Source organism: Pseudomonas syringae group sp. J254-4 (assembly GCF_032586855.1).
GTDB lineage: Bacteria > Pseudomonadota > Gammaproteobacteria > Pseudomonadales > Pseudomonadaceae > Aquipseudomonas > Aquipseudomonas amygdali.
In genome coordinates this window covers 23,153-36,385 of sequence record NZ_JAWHOO010000015.1, presented here as the reverse complement: position 1 = coordinate 36,385, position 13,233 = coordinate 23,153, and the positions used below count along the sequence as shown (strand labels likewise).

General features: G+C 59.5%; 16 protein-coding genes. 12 read left to right on the top strand and 4 right to left on the bottom strand.

All coding sequences use genetic code 11. The features are described 5' to 3' along the window. Positions 1-197 precede the first annotated feature (197 nt). The 4 genes from estP to RYB09_RS17975 all read right to left on the bottom strand — a co-directional run bounded on the left by estP (position 198) and on the right by RYB09_RS17975 (position 3,604). Positions 198-2,120 carry an esterase EstP gene (gene estP, locus RYB09_RS17990; RefSeq protein ID WP_058402101.1) on the bottom strand — a complete coding sequence of 641 codons (1,923 nt, stop codon included), beginning with the start codon at positions 2,118-2,120 and terminating at the stop codon, positions 198-200. Positions 2,121-2,225: 105 nt separating this feature from the next. Then, positions 2,226-2,468 carry a pyocin activator PrtN family protein gene (locus RYB09_RS17985; RefSeq protein WP_003316268.1) on the bottom strand — a complete coding sequence of 81 codons (243 nt, stop codon included), beginning with the start codon at positions 2,466-2,468 and terminating at the stop codon, positions 2,226-2,228. Positions 2,469-2,589: 121 nt separating this feature from the next. Further along, positions 2,590-2,838 carry a DUF1654 domain-containing protein gene (locus tag RYB09_RS17980; RefSeq protein ID WP_002551908.1) on the bottom strand — a complete coding sequence of 83 codons (249 nt, stop codon included), beginning with the start codon at positions 2,836-2,838 and terminating at the stop codon, positions 2,590-2,592. 154 nt (positions 2,839-2,992) lie between these two features. After that, positions 2,993-3,604 (bottom strand): LexA family protein, encoded by a 612-nt coding sequence (locus RYB09_RS17975; RefSeq protein ID WP_003372744.1) that lies wholly within the window; start codon positions 3,602-3,604, stop codon positions 2,993-2,995. Positions 3,605-3,793: 189 nt separating this feature from the next. On the opposite strand from RYB09_RS17975, the gene RYB09_RS17970 reads away from it, so the two are divergent. From RYB09_RS17970 to RYB09_RS17915, 12 genes are all read left to right on the top strand, one after another. Then, a complete protein-coding gene (locus RYB09_RS17970) occupies positions 3,794-4,237 on the top strand; it encodes a hypothetical protein (RefSeq protein ID WP_002551910.1) in 444 nt (147 codons plus the stop codon). 272 nt (positions 4,238-4,509) lie between these two features. Next, entirely contained in the window at positions 4,510-4,704 is a 195-nt protein-coding gene (locus RYB09_RS17965; protein WP_122258501.1) for a Com family DNA-binding transcriptional regulator, read from the top strand. Next, a complete protein-coding gene (locus RYB09_RS17960; RefSeq protein ID WP_058402099.1) occupies positions 4,704-5,555 on the top strand; it encodes a putidacin L1 family lectin-like bacteriocin in 852 nt (283 codons plus the stop codon). Before RYB09_RS17965 ends, RYB09_RS17960 begins: the two co-directional genes overlap by 1 nt. A 234-nt stretch (positions 5,556-5,789) precedes the next feature. Further along, positions 5,790-6,179, top strand: a complete 390-nt coding sequence (locus tag RYB09_RS17955; RefSeq protein WP_003411734.1) for a hypothetical protein — start codon at positions 5,790-5,792, stop codon at positions 6,177-6,179. Then, positions 6,160-6,498: a hypothetical protein gene (locus RYB09_RS17950; protein ID WP_003372736.1), complete on the top strand. Its 339-nt coding sequence runs from the start codon at positions 6,160-6,162 to the stop codon at positions 6,496-6,498. The genes RYB09_RS17955 and RYB09_RS17950 overlap by 20 nt, the downstream gene beginning before the upstream one ends. 46 nt (positions 6,499-6,544) lie before the next feature. After that, positions 6,545-7,135 (top strand): hypothetical protein, encoded by a 591-nt coding sequence (locus RYB09_RS17945; protein ID WP_316889592.1) that lies wholly within the window; start codon positions 6,545-6,547, stop codon positions 7,133-7,135. Continuing rightward, positions 7,132-7,320, top strand: coding sequence for a DUF2635 domain-containing protein (locus RYB09_RS17940; RefSeq protein ID WP_057455684.1), 189 nt, complete (start codon positions 7,132-7,134; stop codon positions 7,318-7,320). Before RYB09_RS17945 ends, RYB09_RS17940 begins: the two co-directional genes overlap by 4 nt. Before the next feature lie 18 nt (positions 7,321-7,338). Then, complete coding sequence (locus RYB09_RS17935) at positions 7,339-8,835, top strand: phage tail sheath subtilisin-like domain-containing protein (RefSeq protein ID WP_230016958.1); 1,497 nt, start codon at positions 7,339-7,341, stop codon at positions 8,833-8,835. Positions 8,836-8,895: 60 nt separating this feature from the next. Next, a complete protein-coding gene (locus RYB09_RS17930; RefSeq protein ID WP_003316279.1) occupies positions 8,896-9,243 on the top strand; it encodes a phage tail tube protein in 348 nt (115 codons plus the stop codon). After that, the gene (locus RYB09_RS17925; RefSeq protein WP_316889588.1) at positions 9,240-9,536 is read left to right on the top strand and encodes a phage tail assembly protein; all 297 of its coding nucleotides are present in this window, start codon (positions 9,240-9,242) and stop codon (positions 9,534-9,536) included. The genes RYB09_RS17930 and RYB09_RS17925 overlap by 4 nt, the downstream gene beginning before the upstream one ends. A gap of 130 nt (positions 9,537-9,666) precedes the next feature. Next, on the top strand, positions 9,667-11,811 hold the full coding sequence (locus RYB09_RS17920; protein ID WP_316889586.1) for a phage tail tape measure protein: 2,145 nt from the start codon (positions 9,667-9,669) through the stop codon (positions 11,809-11,811). Next, complete coding sequence (locus RYB09_RS17915) at positions 11,808-13,232, top strand: DNA circularization N-terminal domain-containing protein (RefSeq protein ID WP_316889584.1); 1,425 nt, start codon at positions 11,808-11,810, stop codon at positions 13,230-13,232. Before RYB09_RS17920 ends, RYB09_RS17915 begins: the two co-directional genes overlap by 4 nt. Position 13,233 lies beyond the last annotated feature (1 nt).

The window sequence follows — 13,233 nt, the reverse complement described above, 5'->3', positions numbered from 1 at the left end:
TTCCTCACGCTCCAGCGTGGGAATGCCGTGGGTGACGCTCCGCGTCACAGATTTGCGCCGCGCCGCAGTTCTCAGGAGAGGACGCGGAGCGTCCAGAACGGCATGCGACGCGGAGCGTCGCACGATAGTGAAACCCTGAAAAAGCGCCACGCACGATAGTCAGATTATCGTGCCTCACGCTCGCTCCTGCGGCCTGTCTAGAAACTCATACTCAACGCAACATTTACCCCTTGCTGGGTCACGTCGTCGTTCTTGCGCCAGTTGTAGTTGCCGCGCAGTGTCAGGTCTTGGGTCAGCTTCTGGCTGACGCCCAGCGTTGCCCGATTCAGGTCGCGTTGCGGTGTGTAACCTTCCAGCGTGAAACCCACTGACTGTACGCTGTTGAGCGCCATGGTCACGTCCTGCTGATCGGTCTCGAACTCCCTTTCATGGGCAACTTCTCCCCATACCTGCGTGCTCGGTGTCACCTGGAACTTGCCCTGCAGACCAACGCCTGCACGCCGCGACTTGCGGGTCTGATCACTGAAGGTCAGTGCCGTCGAGCGATCACCTTTTTCCGAGTAGCCATCGACATCGATATGCGCGTAGTCGGCGCTGACAAAAGGCGACAGATGCCAGCGGCTGGCAGCCCCCGCGATGTCGAAGCCGATTCGCCCGCTGGCCGCCCACATCTCGCCGTCGGTATCGCCTTTTTCCTGACCCTCGCTGACCCCCAGCGCGAACTTGCGCTCGGCATTTTCGTAATCAAGCTTGCCGCCCGACACCGCCAGATCACCCCACCAATGGTTGGCCTGATACTGCAGAAACGCGGTGGCGATGTAGCTGTTGAGCTTGTAGTCGGAGTCCCTGGGGCCCGCCTCAAGATTCTGGCGATAAGCCCCGGCAACAACACCGGTGCGCCAGTTTTCGGCAAACCGGTAGCTGCCGCCTATGGTCAGGTTATAGCCTCTTCCGTCAGCATCAGCCGAGCTGTTCTGCGCGTCGAAGTCCATTTTCTGACCGCCTGCCGAAAGCATGCTCTGCCACTGCCCGACACCTTGCCAGTTGCCCCAGTCGCTGAGCCACTGGGCGCGAATTTCGTCCTGATGCATACGCAGCGTGCCATTGGCCATTTCCGGCAGCAGGGAGACTTCCCAAGGGGCCGAAAGCAGCGAGTAGGCGTAGTCGGCCAGCAACCTCTGTCCGGCCTCGGTCGGGTGCACGCGATCGTTGAAGAACAGCCGGTTCGGATTCGGCGTCGTACTGGACCTGCCGTTGGTGGTGCTTTCCCGGCAGCTATTGCCGCTGAAACAGGTGCTGACCAGATTCTCGTTGGGATCGAACCCGAAGCGTGCCGGTTCAGCGAGGATCTCATTGATCAGCAACGGAACGTTCAGCGGAATGATCTGCGCATTGATCTGCGCCAGTCGGCTGACCAGTTGCTGATTGAAGCCCGCGCTGAGTGCCGAGGTGGCCGAAGCCAGTGGCGAACCGCTCAAGGCTGGCGTTTTACCGATGTCCGGCAGCAACCAGACCATGATGTAGCGCGCACCGGCCTGTTGCAGGGCTTGCGCGCTGTCTGCCAGCTGATTGGCAGCTTGCGCGGCGCTGCTGGCACTCAACACGCGACCTTGCAGAAAGTCGTTGCCGCCTCCGGTCAGGTAGTAAAGAGCGTTGGGGTCAGCGCGAAAACCGTTGGCGGGCAGATAACCTGTCCGGCTGCGCAGCAGCGTGCCGGTGTTCGGGTCGACGACGGTGGATTGCGAGTTGATCGAGTCGAGAATCTGATCGGTCCGATAGCCGCCGACCGCCCAGTTATTGCCATCGGGCACTCCCAGCGCAGCATTGACCGGTGACGTCGACGCCGCCAGATCTCCTGACGGCACACCGAGCATCCTGCCAATCAGCGTCGACGAGTTCAGGTTGAACGCTTCACCGCTGCCGTCCTGATAGGTGGGGCCGACACGATTGGTGAACCTGAGCGTGGAGCCTCTGGGCCCGGCGGTGTCCGGAAACTGCCCGGCATCGGCGAGACTGTCACCGAACACCACCATGGTCGAATAGGGCGCGGCAGCAGCGGTGCCGCAGGCAAGCGATAACAGGCAGGCCGCGAAGGGCCAGCGCCTCGATGTCTTGGTCATGAACGGATCCCGATTGTTTTTGTTTTGTACCGGAAACGTAGCAAGATTTTTCATGGCTGCAAAGTTCGATGAACATTATCGCGCTGCGGCGGTGCTTTTTTGACCTCAGGCTGCCCTGTTGGTCACGATGGCGCTCAGGTAGTTGGCCAGGTCATGCAGGTACACGAAGGGGTGACCCTGACGACTGCCGCCTGTGCGGCTGACCTTCAAGTCGATGCGTCCTGCGTTGATCTTGCGCAGCAGATTTCTGTCGTTCGACAGGTGCGAAAAATAACGCTCTCGGACGGCGCTCAGTGAAGGGCACGGCGTGGCGAATTCTTTGCGAAGTTGATCCAGTATTTCGTTCATTCCATGACTCCCTGTGGTTTGCATGTGAGTACTCCCGAGATGGGGTGCAGACAAACAATACGATATGTAGCGCGTCGTGACAATACAGTTTGTATTTTAAATACGATTTGTATTGTTCGTCTCACAGGGAATCGATGTACCAGGACACGCGAGCAGTGCCGTTTTCAGGGTTGCGGGTCACGCTGATACCTTCGGCCTCGCTGATCTGATCCATGATGCGCTCCCAGTGAGCCACCGATTCGCCAGGCTCCCTGATCAGCAGGACCTGATGCTCGATCTGCGCCTTGTCACTGGTGATAGCGTCCTGAATGCGCTGTGCCAAGGCCAGGTAAGCGTCATGTTGCGAGGTGTCGGGGAACTGCTTGAGCATGAGTGAACTCCTTTTTACTGTATGTGCATACAGTAATTGAGGGGTGTTTCCCACGCAAGCTGCAAATGTTTCCTACACGGACACCTGCCCGGGACGAAACAGTGGCGCATGAAAAAGCCCCGGTTATCGGGGCTTGGACGTGGCATGCCGGGGGTCAGAGACGCATCGTCATCTGCCTGATGACACCGATCAGTTTGCACTCCTCGGTCACCGCAAGGGTCGGGTAGGCGGGGTTCAGCGGCTTGAGAAAGTAGCGTCCGGCGTCTTCGACCAGTTTTTTGAACGTGGCCTCGTTACTTTCCGGCAGTTTGGCGATGACCAGCTTGCCGGCAGTGGGCTCGATTCCGGTGTCGACCAGAATCAACATGCCTTCAGGAATGCTCTGGCCTGCGGGTGCGGTCATCGAATCGCCACGGACCACCAGCCAGAAGGCTCTGCCCTTGGCTTTATAGTCGCTGATCTCGAAGGTGTCCGAATAGCCGGCAGGGTAGGGCTCGACGGCTTCACTCCAGCCACCGGCCTCCACCCAGCTGATGACCGGATAGCGATAGAAACGCGAGGGCTGCACCGTGGGCTCCACGTTGTGCATGCCGGGCTCGCTGGCCGGAATGGAGGTGGTGAGAATCGGCAGGCCGAGCTCGGTCAGGAACCGATTGATAACCTCGATCTTCGGCTCACGCTTGCCATTAAGCCAATGCCCTACCGCGCCGGGCGTCACGCCCATCCGCTCAGCCATCTCTTCCTGGCTGATCTGCTGGGTTTCCATGACCTGTCTTGCGACTTCATACCATTTTCTGTTCATGCGTCGAATCATACAGGCTGTAGGGTGTTGAGCAATATACATAATGTAATGCTTCGTTGTGTCATAAAAATACAAAATGTATTGTAAGGCCTTGGTTCTGCGCAGCGAAAGACGTTGCGCAGCGTTTCAGAAAGGTCCTACAGGAGAGACACGATGATCGAGAAAATAGAAGCCGTGATGCAGCATTGGGGTGAACAGCGCATGCGCATTGGCCTGGGCGGCGGACTGAGCAGCCCGATGGCCGGGATCATGGAGTGGGGCGCGTACATTCCGCGTCGCACACCCGGCTCGCGCGCACTGGTGGGTAATGGCAGCGGCCTGGACTATATAAGCAGCGAAGTCGAGGCGGCTGTGGCGCAGCTTTCGCGCAGCCCTGCAAAGAGCCGCGGGCCTGAACTGGCGCAACTGGCGACATTGCGTTATGTCGAGTCGTTGCCGGTGCGCGAGCAGATGCGTCTGGTGGGCATCAATGAAGGCGCAGACCGCACCTACCGCAACTGGATCAACAAGCTTCACCAGCAAGTGCTGGCGATTCTCGCTGAGCGCAGCGCTTCCAGAAGCAATAACGCCGTCGCCGACAAGGCTGCGCAAGGGTAAATGAAGACACGGTTTCACGCCGTTTATCCGGGTCGATTGCACAGCTGTGGCCGAACTCGTGTTGAACTCCGGTCAAACTCGACCCACCCCGAAACTGCCCCTTCCCAGGCTTTCCGGAGGGGGGTAAAAAGGTCCCACGATATGCGATTTGCGCCTCAGGGCAGCAGCCGGAAACAGGCTGAACAACAGCCACAACCGGTCACTCGCGACCCACCTCAAACCCCGCCTCGGCGGGGTTTTTCATTGGGTCAGGCACACGGAGGCCAGTGCACATGTTGAAGGACTTTCGATGCGGGCAGTGCAAGAAACTGCTGGCCCGCATGGGTGAGTACACAGAGCTCCAGATCAAATGTTCCCGCTGCGGAACGTTGAATCATGTGAAGGCCGCGAGCCTCGAGTTATCGCCGTTGAGCGACATAAAAGCGGAATCTTCCGCCAACAATCATTTAACTCAAAAGGTGAACTAATGCCCGCTTATTACCCGAAACATACTGATTCTTTCGTTCAGGTCGGAGCATCCAAGATGCCTGCTCTGCAGACTCTGGTTCAGGGCCAATACCTTCTTTCTCCAAATGGAAAATATCAACTTCTTTTACAAGACGATGCGAATCTGGCGATTTACGACCGAGAGACCGGAAAAGCTGTTTGGATCGCTGACGGCAATCAGCAGTACAGTCAGACGGTGGCACTTGAGGGGCCTATTGGCATGCATTTGCTCACGAACGGGAATATTTACCTGTACGACCCGATAAGAGGCCGGGTGTGGTCCACGAGGAACCTGTATGACGCAATCGAGCGTACTCAGCTTTCAATCCAGGATGACGGCAACCTTGTTGTTCTTGATATTCGAGCGTTGTGGTCGAGTAACGGCAGGCTTGCGTTCACGCCCGGCGCATTTGACGCAAAAGTCCTCAACGCTGATCAGTCGATGCAAATTGCCGTTCCGTATCCTGCTGGCGAGTTCAAGCTCATCTTCCAGGCTGATGGCAATCTTGTTGTATACGATCGAGATATGAAGGCGGTATGGAACGCGGGTACGCATAACAAGGGCGCTACCCGGGCTGTCATGCAGTCGGATGGCAATTTTGTCATCTACACCGATGCTGGTGTAGCGATCTGGAATACAGGTACCCAGGGAAACCCGGGTGCCTACGCTCAGATCCAGTCGAACGGTGCGTTTGTCATTGTTCAGGACAAGCCGGTCTGGGCGCGTTTCGGGTGGGCTCCTGAACCAGTCCGACCTCCACGCCGCGTATTTTATCCAGACCACAGCACCGGCCCGCTTCCGCTCTTTGGTGGTGTCGGCTGGGATTTCTAACTGACGATCACCTATCCACCACCCAGCTGATCTGCCTGGGTGGCGGATATTCGTTGGTCTGTCTTTGACGAGAAGTATCTTCGGGCAGGGTACTTATCCATTGCCCGGTCTATCTATACGAGATGCATAACTCAGTAATGATGAGTTATTTAAGCCGCTTTTACTGCCTTTCGCTATTTGAGAATAACTACAGTCAATGCCGCCATGAGCGGAATCTGAATTAATGGAGCACCAATGGACCCAACCGACCTAGGCCCAGGCACAGCTACCTGGCTGGGCGGCACGGGCACAATTCTGCTTGGCGGCTTTCTATGGCTGCGCAAGTTTCTTTCCAGAGATGCGACAGACCGGGCGATGGACAACGCGGACATCGGTACGGTGCGCCGCCTCAATGAACTGCTCGACTCCGAGCGCCAGGCGCGCAAGGAAGCTGAAGCGCGGGCTGATCAGTTCGCCAAGGAGCGCAACGAGCTCGCCGCAGCGGTTGGGCGGATGGAGGGCAAGATCGAAGCCCTCACCAGCCACATCGTTCAACTCACCGACAAGGTCACCACGCAAAGCGCCGAAATAGCCCGGCTGCGATCCCAACTCGGAGGTGCAAACGATGCACAGATGCGCAATTGATTTCATCGCTCGCCATTGGTGGCGGCGCCTGGAGGTCTGGCTGATTTCCGTGCTGCTGATCGCTGGCTGCCTGATGCTCGGTTTTCAGGCCGGGCAGTGGTCGGCGAATGCCGAGCATACGCAGCAGCTGGCCGAGGTTCGTAATGCCTACGACGCAGCGCTGGGCAAGCGCGACCGGCGCCTGGACAGGCTGGCCGAAACCACCACCCAGGCGGCAGACAAGGTCGAGAGTGCTGCATCAATTGCCAATCAGGCCGCTCACACGGCCAGCCGTGCTGCAGACAAGGCTGATGAGGCGTTGGGCAAGGCGAACCAGTAGGCGTTTCCCACGCCGCAATCAACCTTCAACACACGCGGAACCCCTCATGAAGATAACCCCGATAGTTGCCCACTTGCAGGCGACCTGCCCGAGCTTTGCCGGGCGAATCAGTGCCGGTATCGACTGGGCGGCGGTCGCCCTCGGTGATCAGCTCGCCCACCCGTCGGCGTACGTGATTGCCACTGGCGATCAGTCCACCGCCAACGATTTGCAGAACGTCATTCGCCAGAACATCACCGACACGATCGATGTCGTGGTGGTGCTCGATGGCGGTGACAAGCGTGGCCAGGAAGCCAGTGAGCAACTGCATGCCCTGCGCGCCGAACTGTGGCGTGCGCTGGTGGGCTGGAACCCGGATCACGATTACGACGCGATGCAGTACACAGGTGGCGCGCTGGTGCAGATCAGCGGCGACCGGGTGACGTATCGCTTCGGGTTTGCAGCGCAGTTTCAACTGGGCCGCAACACCTCCGATCAGCCCGCCGAAACCTGGCATGAAGCGTATCTGGATGGTTTGCCCGGCTTTACCGGCGCCACCCTCGAGATGGACTGCGTTGACCCCGCAGATCCGAATCTGAAAACCCCCGGCCCTGACGGCCGTATCGAAGCGAAATTCACAGCAGAGGTAACCCCATGACTCAACGCATCACTGTAGTACCGGCCGAGGGCCGCACTGTGCCGGATCCGGAGGCGGGCGATTTACTGCCCGTCGAAGGCCGGCAGGTGACCTTCAACGCCTGGTGGCAGCGTCGTCAGAACGACGGCGACATCACCCTTCAAACCGAGCAATCCACCACCACCCAACAAGCCTTCACGGCTTAACCAAGAGGAAGCCAAACAATGGCTATCAGCTTTAACAACATTCCATCCGATGTTCGCGTGCCGCTGTTTTATGCGGAGATGGACAACTCGGCTGCCAACAGTGCGTCGGCCAGCATGCGTCGACTGATCGTTGCGCAGGTCAACGACGATGTGTCCGGCCCCGAACTGGGTTCTCTGGTGCTGGTGCCGAGCGTGGCGCTGGCGAAAAACATTGGCGGTCAGGGCTCGATGCTGGCCGCCATGTATGAAACCTGGCGCAAGGCGGACCCCACCGGCGAAGTCTGGTGCCTGCCGCTGATCAACACCGAAGGCGCGAAGGCCAGCGCGAAAGTCACCCTCAGCGGGGCGGCGACCGAAGCCGGTTTGCTGAACCTGTATGTCGGCGGCATGCGAGTACAGGCCACCGTCGTTAACGGCGCAACCGCTGCCCAGGCGGCCACGGCACTGTCGGTGAAAATCAACGCCACGCCTGATCTGCCGATCACCGCGGCTGTCGAAGCGGGTGTGCTGACCCTTTCCTGCAAATGGAGCGGGGCGAGCGGCAATGACATCCAGCTGGAATTCAACCGCCAGGGCAAGACCAATGGTGAAGTCATTCCGGCTGGCCTGACGGCAGCAGTCACTGCCATGACCGGCGGCGTGGGTACGCCTGATCAGCTCAAGGCACTGGCTGCGCTGGGCGACGAACCGTTCGAGTTCCTGTGCATGCCGTGGACCGACACCGCCACGCTGGATGCCTGGAAAGCGGCGATGGATGACAGCACCGGTCGCTGGAGCTGGGCGCGTCAGTTGTACGGCCACGTTTACACCGCCAAGCGCGGCACGGTCGGTACGCTGGTGGCTGCAGGTCAACTGCGCAACGATCAGCACATCACCCTGCAGGGTGTCGAAAACGGTGTGCCGCAACCTGTCTGGCTGCAAGCCGCTGCCCTGGCTGCACGCACGGCGGTGTTCATCTCTGCCGACGCCAGCCGTCCGACCCAGAGCGGCACCATGCCTGGCATCGATCCGGCGCCGGCCAGTCAGCGTTTCACCCTGACCGAGCGTGAGTCGCTGCTGCGTTACGGCATCGCCACGGCGTACTACGAAGGCGGTTACGTACGCATTCAGCGTTCGATCACCACCTACCAGAAGAACGCTTACGGCCAGGCTGACAACTCGTACCTGGACAGCGAAACCATGCACCAGTCGGCGTTCATCATCCGTCGTCTGCAAGGCATCATCACCAGCAAGTACGGCCGCCACAAGCTGGCCAACGATGGCACGCGCTTCGGTGCCGGCCAGCCGATCATCACGCCGAGCACCATCCGTGGCGAGTTGATTGCGCAATACGCACGTCTTGAAGAAGAGGGTCATGTGGAGAACGCCGAAACGTTCGCCCAGCACCTTATTGTCGAGCGTGACGGAAATGACCCAAGCCGCGTGAACGTGATGTTCCCGCCTGACTACATCAACGGCCTGCGCGTGTTCGCGCTGCTCAACCAGTTCCGCTTGCAGTACGACGAAGCGGCATAAGCCTAACCAACCCTTTCAAGCCCGCCTCGTGCGGGTTTTTTCATTCTGGAGATAAACAACATGGGTCAGAAAGTTGCGGGTACCTGCTACATCAAAGTGGATGGCACCCAATTGACCATCAGCGGCGGCGGCGAAGCGCCTCTGATGAACATCAAGCGCGAGACCGTCGTGCCTGGTTACTACAAGGAAACCGAAAAGGCCGCCTGGTTGAAATTCACCGCCGTGCATACCGCGGATCTGCCGCTCAAGCTGCTCACTACCGGTGTGGACATGACCATCACCTGTGAGTTCAAGAACGGCAAGACCTACGTCCTGTCAGGCGCCTACCTGGTCGATGAGCCGAGCAGCAAGGCTGACGACGGCACCATCGAACTGCAATTCGACGGCAATCAGGGGAGCTGGCAATGAGTGAAGTCATCGACCTGGCCAGCCCGATCGAAGCGCACGGCGAAACCCTTTCGCAACTGACCTTCCGGCGCCCTACGGCGCAGGAAGCGCGGGCTATCAAGGCCCTGCCGTACAGGATCGACAAGAACGAGGAGGTTTCTCTCGATCTGGACGTGGCGGCGAAGTACATCGCCGTCTGCGCCGGCATCCCGCCCTCGTCGGTCAATCAGATGGATCTGTGCGACATCAACACGTTGAGCTGGAAGGTCGCGAGTTTTTTCATGGCAGCGGCATCAGTAACCTTGAAGGACTGATCGCCGTCGTTTACGACCTCGCGTATTTCTGGAAGACCGATCCCGAACTGATGATGTCCAGGGAGCTGGACGTCATCACCGAATCGATCTTGCAGGCGCAACGCATCAACCAGATCCTGCAGGGGGAGTGATGGCAGACACTATCAGAACGCTGATTACCGGCGTCGACCAGCTGTCTCCAACGCTGGCAACTATCCGCAACAATGTCAAAGGCCTCGAGACCAGTCTGGGGGCCATAGACCTTGGCAAGGCAGTCACGGACAACGCTTTGGCGGGGCCTTTGATTGCCGGGGTAAAGGCAGCGATCGGTTTCGAGACCAGCATGGCCGGCGTGAAACGCTCGGTAAGCTTTGAAACACCGCAGCAGTTCCAGCAGATGGGGTCCGATATTCTGGACCTCAGTGAACGGCTGCCGGAAAGCGCCAATGGCATCGCGGCGATTGTTGCTGCCGGTGCCAAGGCCAATGTACCGCGTGAAGAACTGACCGGGTTTGCCAGCGATGCCGTGAAAATGGGTGTCGCATTCGATCAGACGGCGGCCGAGTCGGGCGACATGATGGCCTCGTGGCGCTCATCGTTCCAGATGACTCAACCGCAAGTTGCGGCGCTGTCCGAGAAGATCAATGTGCTCGGCGGCAACAACCTGGAAAAGAAAATCGCCACCATGGTGACTGCAATGGGCCCGCTTGGGCCGGTTGCGGGGATGGCCTCCGGGCAACTGGCGGCAATGGGCGCCACGCTGGCCAGCGTCGATGTGCCGGCCGATGTGGCCGCCAGCGGTATGAAGCGATTCATGCAGTCGTTGACCGAAGGTGGCGCGGCGAAAGCCGGGGCGTTCGAAGCGTTGCAGCTCGACGTCAATCAGCTGACCCAGGGCATGCAGAGCGACCCGTCCGGGACCATTGAAAAGGTCCTGACGGCGGTCTCCAGTGTTGACCCTGGCAAGCAGTCGGATGTCATCACGCAATTGTTCGGCGCGGAATCGCTGGGTGCTATCACGCCACTGCTGGCCAATCTGGATGTGCTCAGGTCCAACCTGGCCAAGGTCGGCGAGGGCGTGCAGAACAGCGGCACTATCGAGAAGGAATTCGCCGACAACTCACAGACCACGGCCACGGCCATCAAAGAGATGACCAACCGTGTCGATCGTCTGGGCATCAACATCGGCAGTATGTTTCTGCCGGCGATGAACGAAGCAATGGCCGTGATCGGGCCGATGATTTCTCAGGTCGCCGCGCTGGCGGCCGAACACCCTGGCGTGATCAAGGGTGTGGTGGCCGCTGCGATTGCGTTCGGTGTATTGCAAGTTGCGGTCATGACAGCGACGACCGCCATGAGCGTACTTGGCGCGGTGATGGGCCTGTCACCGCTGGCCCTGATCGTGCGCGGCCTGGCGCTGGCGGCAGGTCTTCTGATTGCCAACTGGTCGACCGTCGCGCCTTATTTTCAAGCTGTCTGGGAAGCGATTCGTGGGCCGGCCATGGCGCTTTGGGACGTACTAAAGGCGGTATTCGCCTGGACGCCGCTCGGTATGATCGTCGCCAACTGGCAACCGCTGTCCGAGTTCTTTGCTGCGCTTTGGGACGTTATCAAGGCGCTGGCAAACCCGTTTTTCGACTTCCTGCAGACGCTGTTCGCCTGGACGCCGTTGGGCATGGTCGTGGCCAACTGGCAGCCAATCTCCGAGTACTTCGCCGGGCTATGGGAAACCATCAAGGCCGAGTCGCAGCCGTTTACCGATGTGCTGGCAACACTGTTCAGTTTTTCGCCGCTGGGCATGGTCATCGAGAATTGGCAGCCGATCAAAACCTGGTTCGCAGGTCTGTGGGCGGACATCAAGCCATTCATCGAACCGATCATGAGCTGGTTTGGTGGCGACACTGATAAGACCGTGCTGCAGAGGGCGACCGAGAAGGCCAATCAGTTCGCGGAAGAACAGCGGATACGCAATGCAGGGCCGGGCGGCGGGACCGGTGCGTTTCTGGCGGCCGGTGCCGTCGACAACGTTCGCATGAATCAGCAGTTGCTCAATCAGGCCACTGGCGTGCCGTCGACCAGCCAATTGCTCGGCGTACCCGCCCCACTGGTTCCCGGCAGCCTGTTGCTGCAGCAGGGCGCAGGCGGGGCCGGTCCGCGACTTGAAGGCGAGCTCAACATTCGCTTTGAAAACGCGCCGCCGGGCATGCGTGCCGGGCAAGTGCAAACCAACCAGCCGGGTTTGACGATATCGCCAAACGTCGGTTATCGAACCCTCGGCGCAGGAGCCGGATCATGAGTACATGGCGTGACAGCCTGCTGCCAGCGTCTTTTCGGGGCGTCGGTTTTTTCATTGAAAAAGCCGTCGTCCCGGCAGGCCGAAAGGGGCAGTTGCATGAGTTTCCACAGCGCGACGAGCCTTATTTCGAGTCGCTGGGCAAACAGTCGAAAGTTCATACGCTGACGGGGTTCATTGTCGGTCCCGACTGTTTCGAACAGCGAGACAAACTGCTTCAGGCGCTGGAGCAGGAAGGGGCTGGCGAGCTGGTGCATCCCTGGCTGGGTCGCGTGCAGGTTCAGGTTGGCGAGTGCGGCGTCACACACAACCTGAACGAAGGCGGGCTCGTCCGACTGGACCTGAAATTCTATCCGGCCAACCCGCTCAAGTTTCCCGTGTCGACGCTCAATACGCGACGGCAGTTGCTGGGCGCGTCCGAGAGCCTGCTGGATTCGGCGCTCAGGCGCTACCGCTCGGTGATGGCCACAGTGGACGCGGTACGTATCAACATTCAGGCGCTGCGCAGTGCCTTGTCGGGCGTATTCGCGACCATTCAGCGGCAGTTCACACCGTTCATGACGATCTATTCGGATGTCACTGCGCTGGTGCATTCGCTGGTCAATGCGCCGTTGACGGTCAGCACGCTGTTTACCACGTTCTTTGCCAGTTTCGATGGCGACAGTCGTCGAGCCAGAAGAGCGAACGGCACCAGCAGTATTGGCGGGGCGAGTACCGCAACGAATGTCGGGTCAGGTTCCGGTGGCTCGACAGGGGGCGGCTCAGGCAGCGGTTCCGCGAGTGGCAGTAACGGCACTGCTGCGAGCAGCACGGCAGCAAGGTCCCGCAGCAATGGCGGCGTGTCCTCTGTTGAAACGGTCGATTACCGGTCAGTCATTTCCGAGGCCACACAACAGGCAGAGGCGGTGTCCGGTATCAATCTGGTCAGCCAGGGCAGCGGTCTTGATACCAGTATGACGGCTCAGGCCACTGCCAACCTGGTACAGGATGCGCTGTTGGTCAAGGTGGCGAGAATCGTCGCGAGCATGCCGATTGCGACGACGGTCACGCCGCTCAACGTGGTGCCCTCGCTTGATCAGCAGGTGACGCAAGCCCTGCAACGCGTGGATGTGCCGGTTGCCGATGACGTGATCGAACTGCGCGACACGCTGAGTTCGGCCATCTGGGAAGCGTCGTTGAAAGCCGATCCCGAACATTACCTGGCGCTCAACACGTTGCGTCAGGCGTTGATCAGGCACCTCAACGCGGTGGCGGCCTCCGGTGTACGTCTGGTGGACATGAAGGTCTCCGAGCCTTTGCCCGCGCTGGTGCTGGCCTATCGCCGATTCGGTGACGCCAGCCGGGCGCAGGAAATGGTGCAGCGCAATCGGCTGGCCCACCCGGGTTTCGTGCCGCCCGGCACGCTGAAGATCGCTCAGGAGTGAC

What these genes read in the sequence shown, in the direction of transcription:
- RYB09_RS17970 (WP_002551910.1), top strand. Translation starts at nt 3,794, where the DNA reads ATGATCGAGAAAATAGAAGCCGTGATGCAGCATTGGGGTGAACAGCGC.
- RYB09_RS17950 (WP_003372736.1), top strand. Translation starts at nt 6,160, where the DNA reads ATGCACAGATGCGCAATTGATTTCATCGCTCGCCATTGGTGGCGGCGC.
- RYB09_RS17980 (WP_002551908.1), bottom strand. Translation starts at nt 2,838, where the DNA reads ATGCTCAAGCAGTTCCCCGACACCTCGCAACATGACGCTTACCTGGCC.
- RYB09_RS17985 (WP_003316268.1), bottom strand. Translation starts at nt 2,468, where the DNA reads ATGAACGAAATACTGGATCAACTTCGCAAAGAATTCGCCACGCCGTGC.
- RYB09_RS17975 (WP_003372744.1), bottom strand. Translation starts at nt 3,604, where the DNA reads ATGGAAACCCAGCAGATCAGCCAGGAAGAGATGGCTGAGCGGATGGGC.
- RYB09_RS17915 (WP_316889584.1), top strand. Translation starts at nt 11,808, where the DNA reads ATGAGTACATGGCGTGACAGCCTGCTGCCAGCGTCTTTTCGGGGCGTC.
- RYB09_RS17960 (WP_058402099.1), top strand. Translation starts at nt 4,704, where the DNA reads ATGCCCGCTTATTACCCGAAACATACTGATTCTTTCGTTCAGGTCGGA.
- estP (WP_058402101.1), bottom strand. Translation starts at nt 2,120, where the DNA reads ATGACCAAGACATCGAGGCGCTGGCCCTTCGCGGCCTGCCTGTTATCG.
- RYB09_RS17920 (WP_316889586.1), top strand. Translation starts at nt 9,667, where the DNA reads ATGGCAGACACTATCAGAACGCTGATTACCGGCGTCGACCAGCTGTCT.
- RYB09_RS17940 (WP_057455684.1), top strand. Translation starts at nt 7,132, where the DNA reads ATGACTCAACGCATCACTGTAGTACCGGCCGAGGGCCGCACTGTGCCG.
- RYB09_RS17945 (WP_316889592.1), top strand. Translation starts at nt 6,545, where the DNA reads ATGAAGATAACCCCGATAGTTGCCCACTTGCAGGCGACCTGCCCGAGC.
- RYB09_RS17925 (WP_316889588.1), top strand. Translation starts at nt 9,240, where the DNA reads ATGAGTGAAGTCATCGACCTGGCCAGCCCGATCGAAGCGCACGGCGAA.
- RYB09_RS17930 (WP_003316279.1), top strand. Translation starts at nt 8,896, where the DNA reads ATGGGTCAGAAAGTTGCGGGTACCTGCTACATCAAAGTGGATGGCACC.
- RYB09_RS17955 (WP_003411734.1), top strand. Translation starts at nt 5,790, where the DNA reads ATGGACCCAACCGACCTAGGCCCAGGCACAGCTACCTGGCTGGGCGGC.
- RYB09_RS17935 (WP_230016958.1), top strand. Translation starts at nt 7,339, where the DNA reads ATGGCTATCAGCTTTAACAACATTCCATCCGATGTTCGCGTGCCGCTG.
- RYB09_RS17965 (WP_122258501.1), top strand. Translation starts at nt 4,510, where the DNA reads ATGTTGAAGGACTTTCGATGCGGGCAGTGCAAGAAACTGCTGGCCCGC.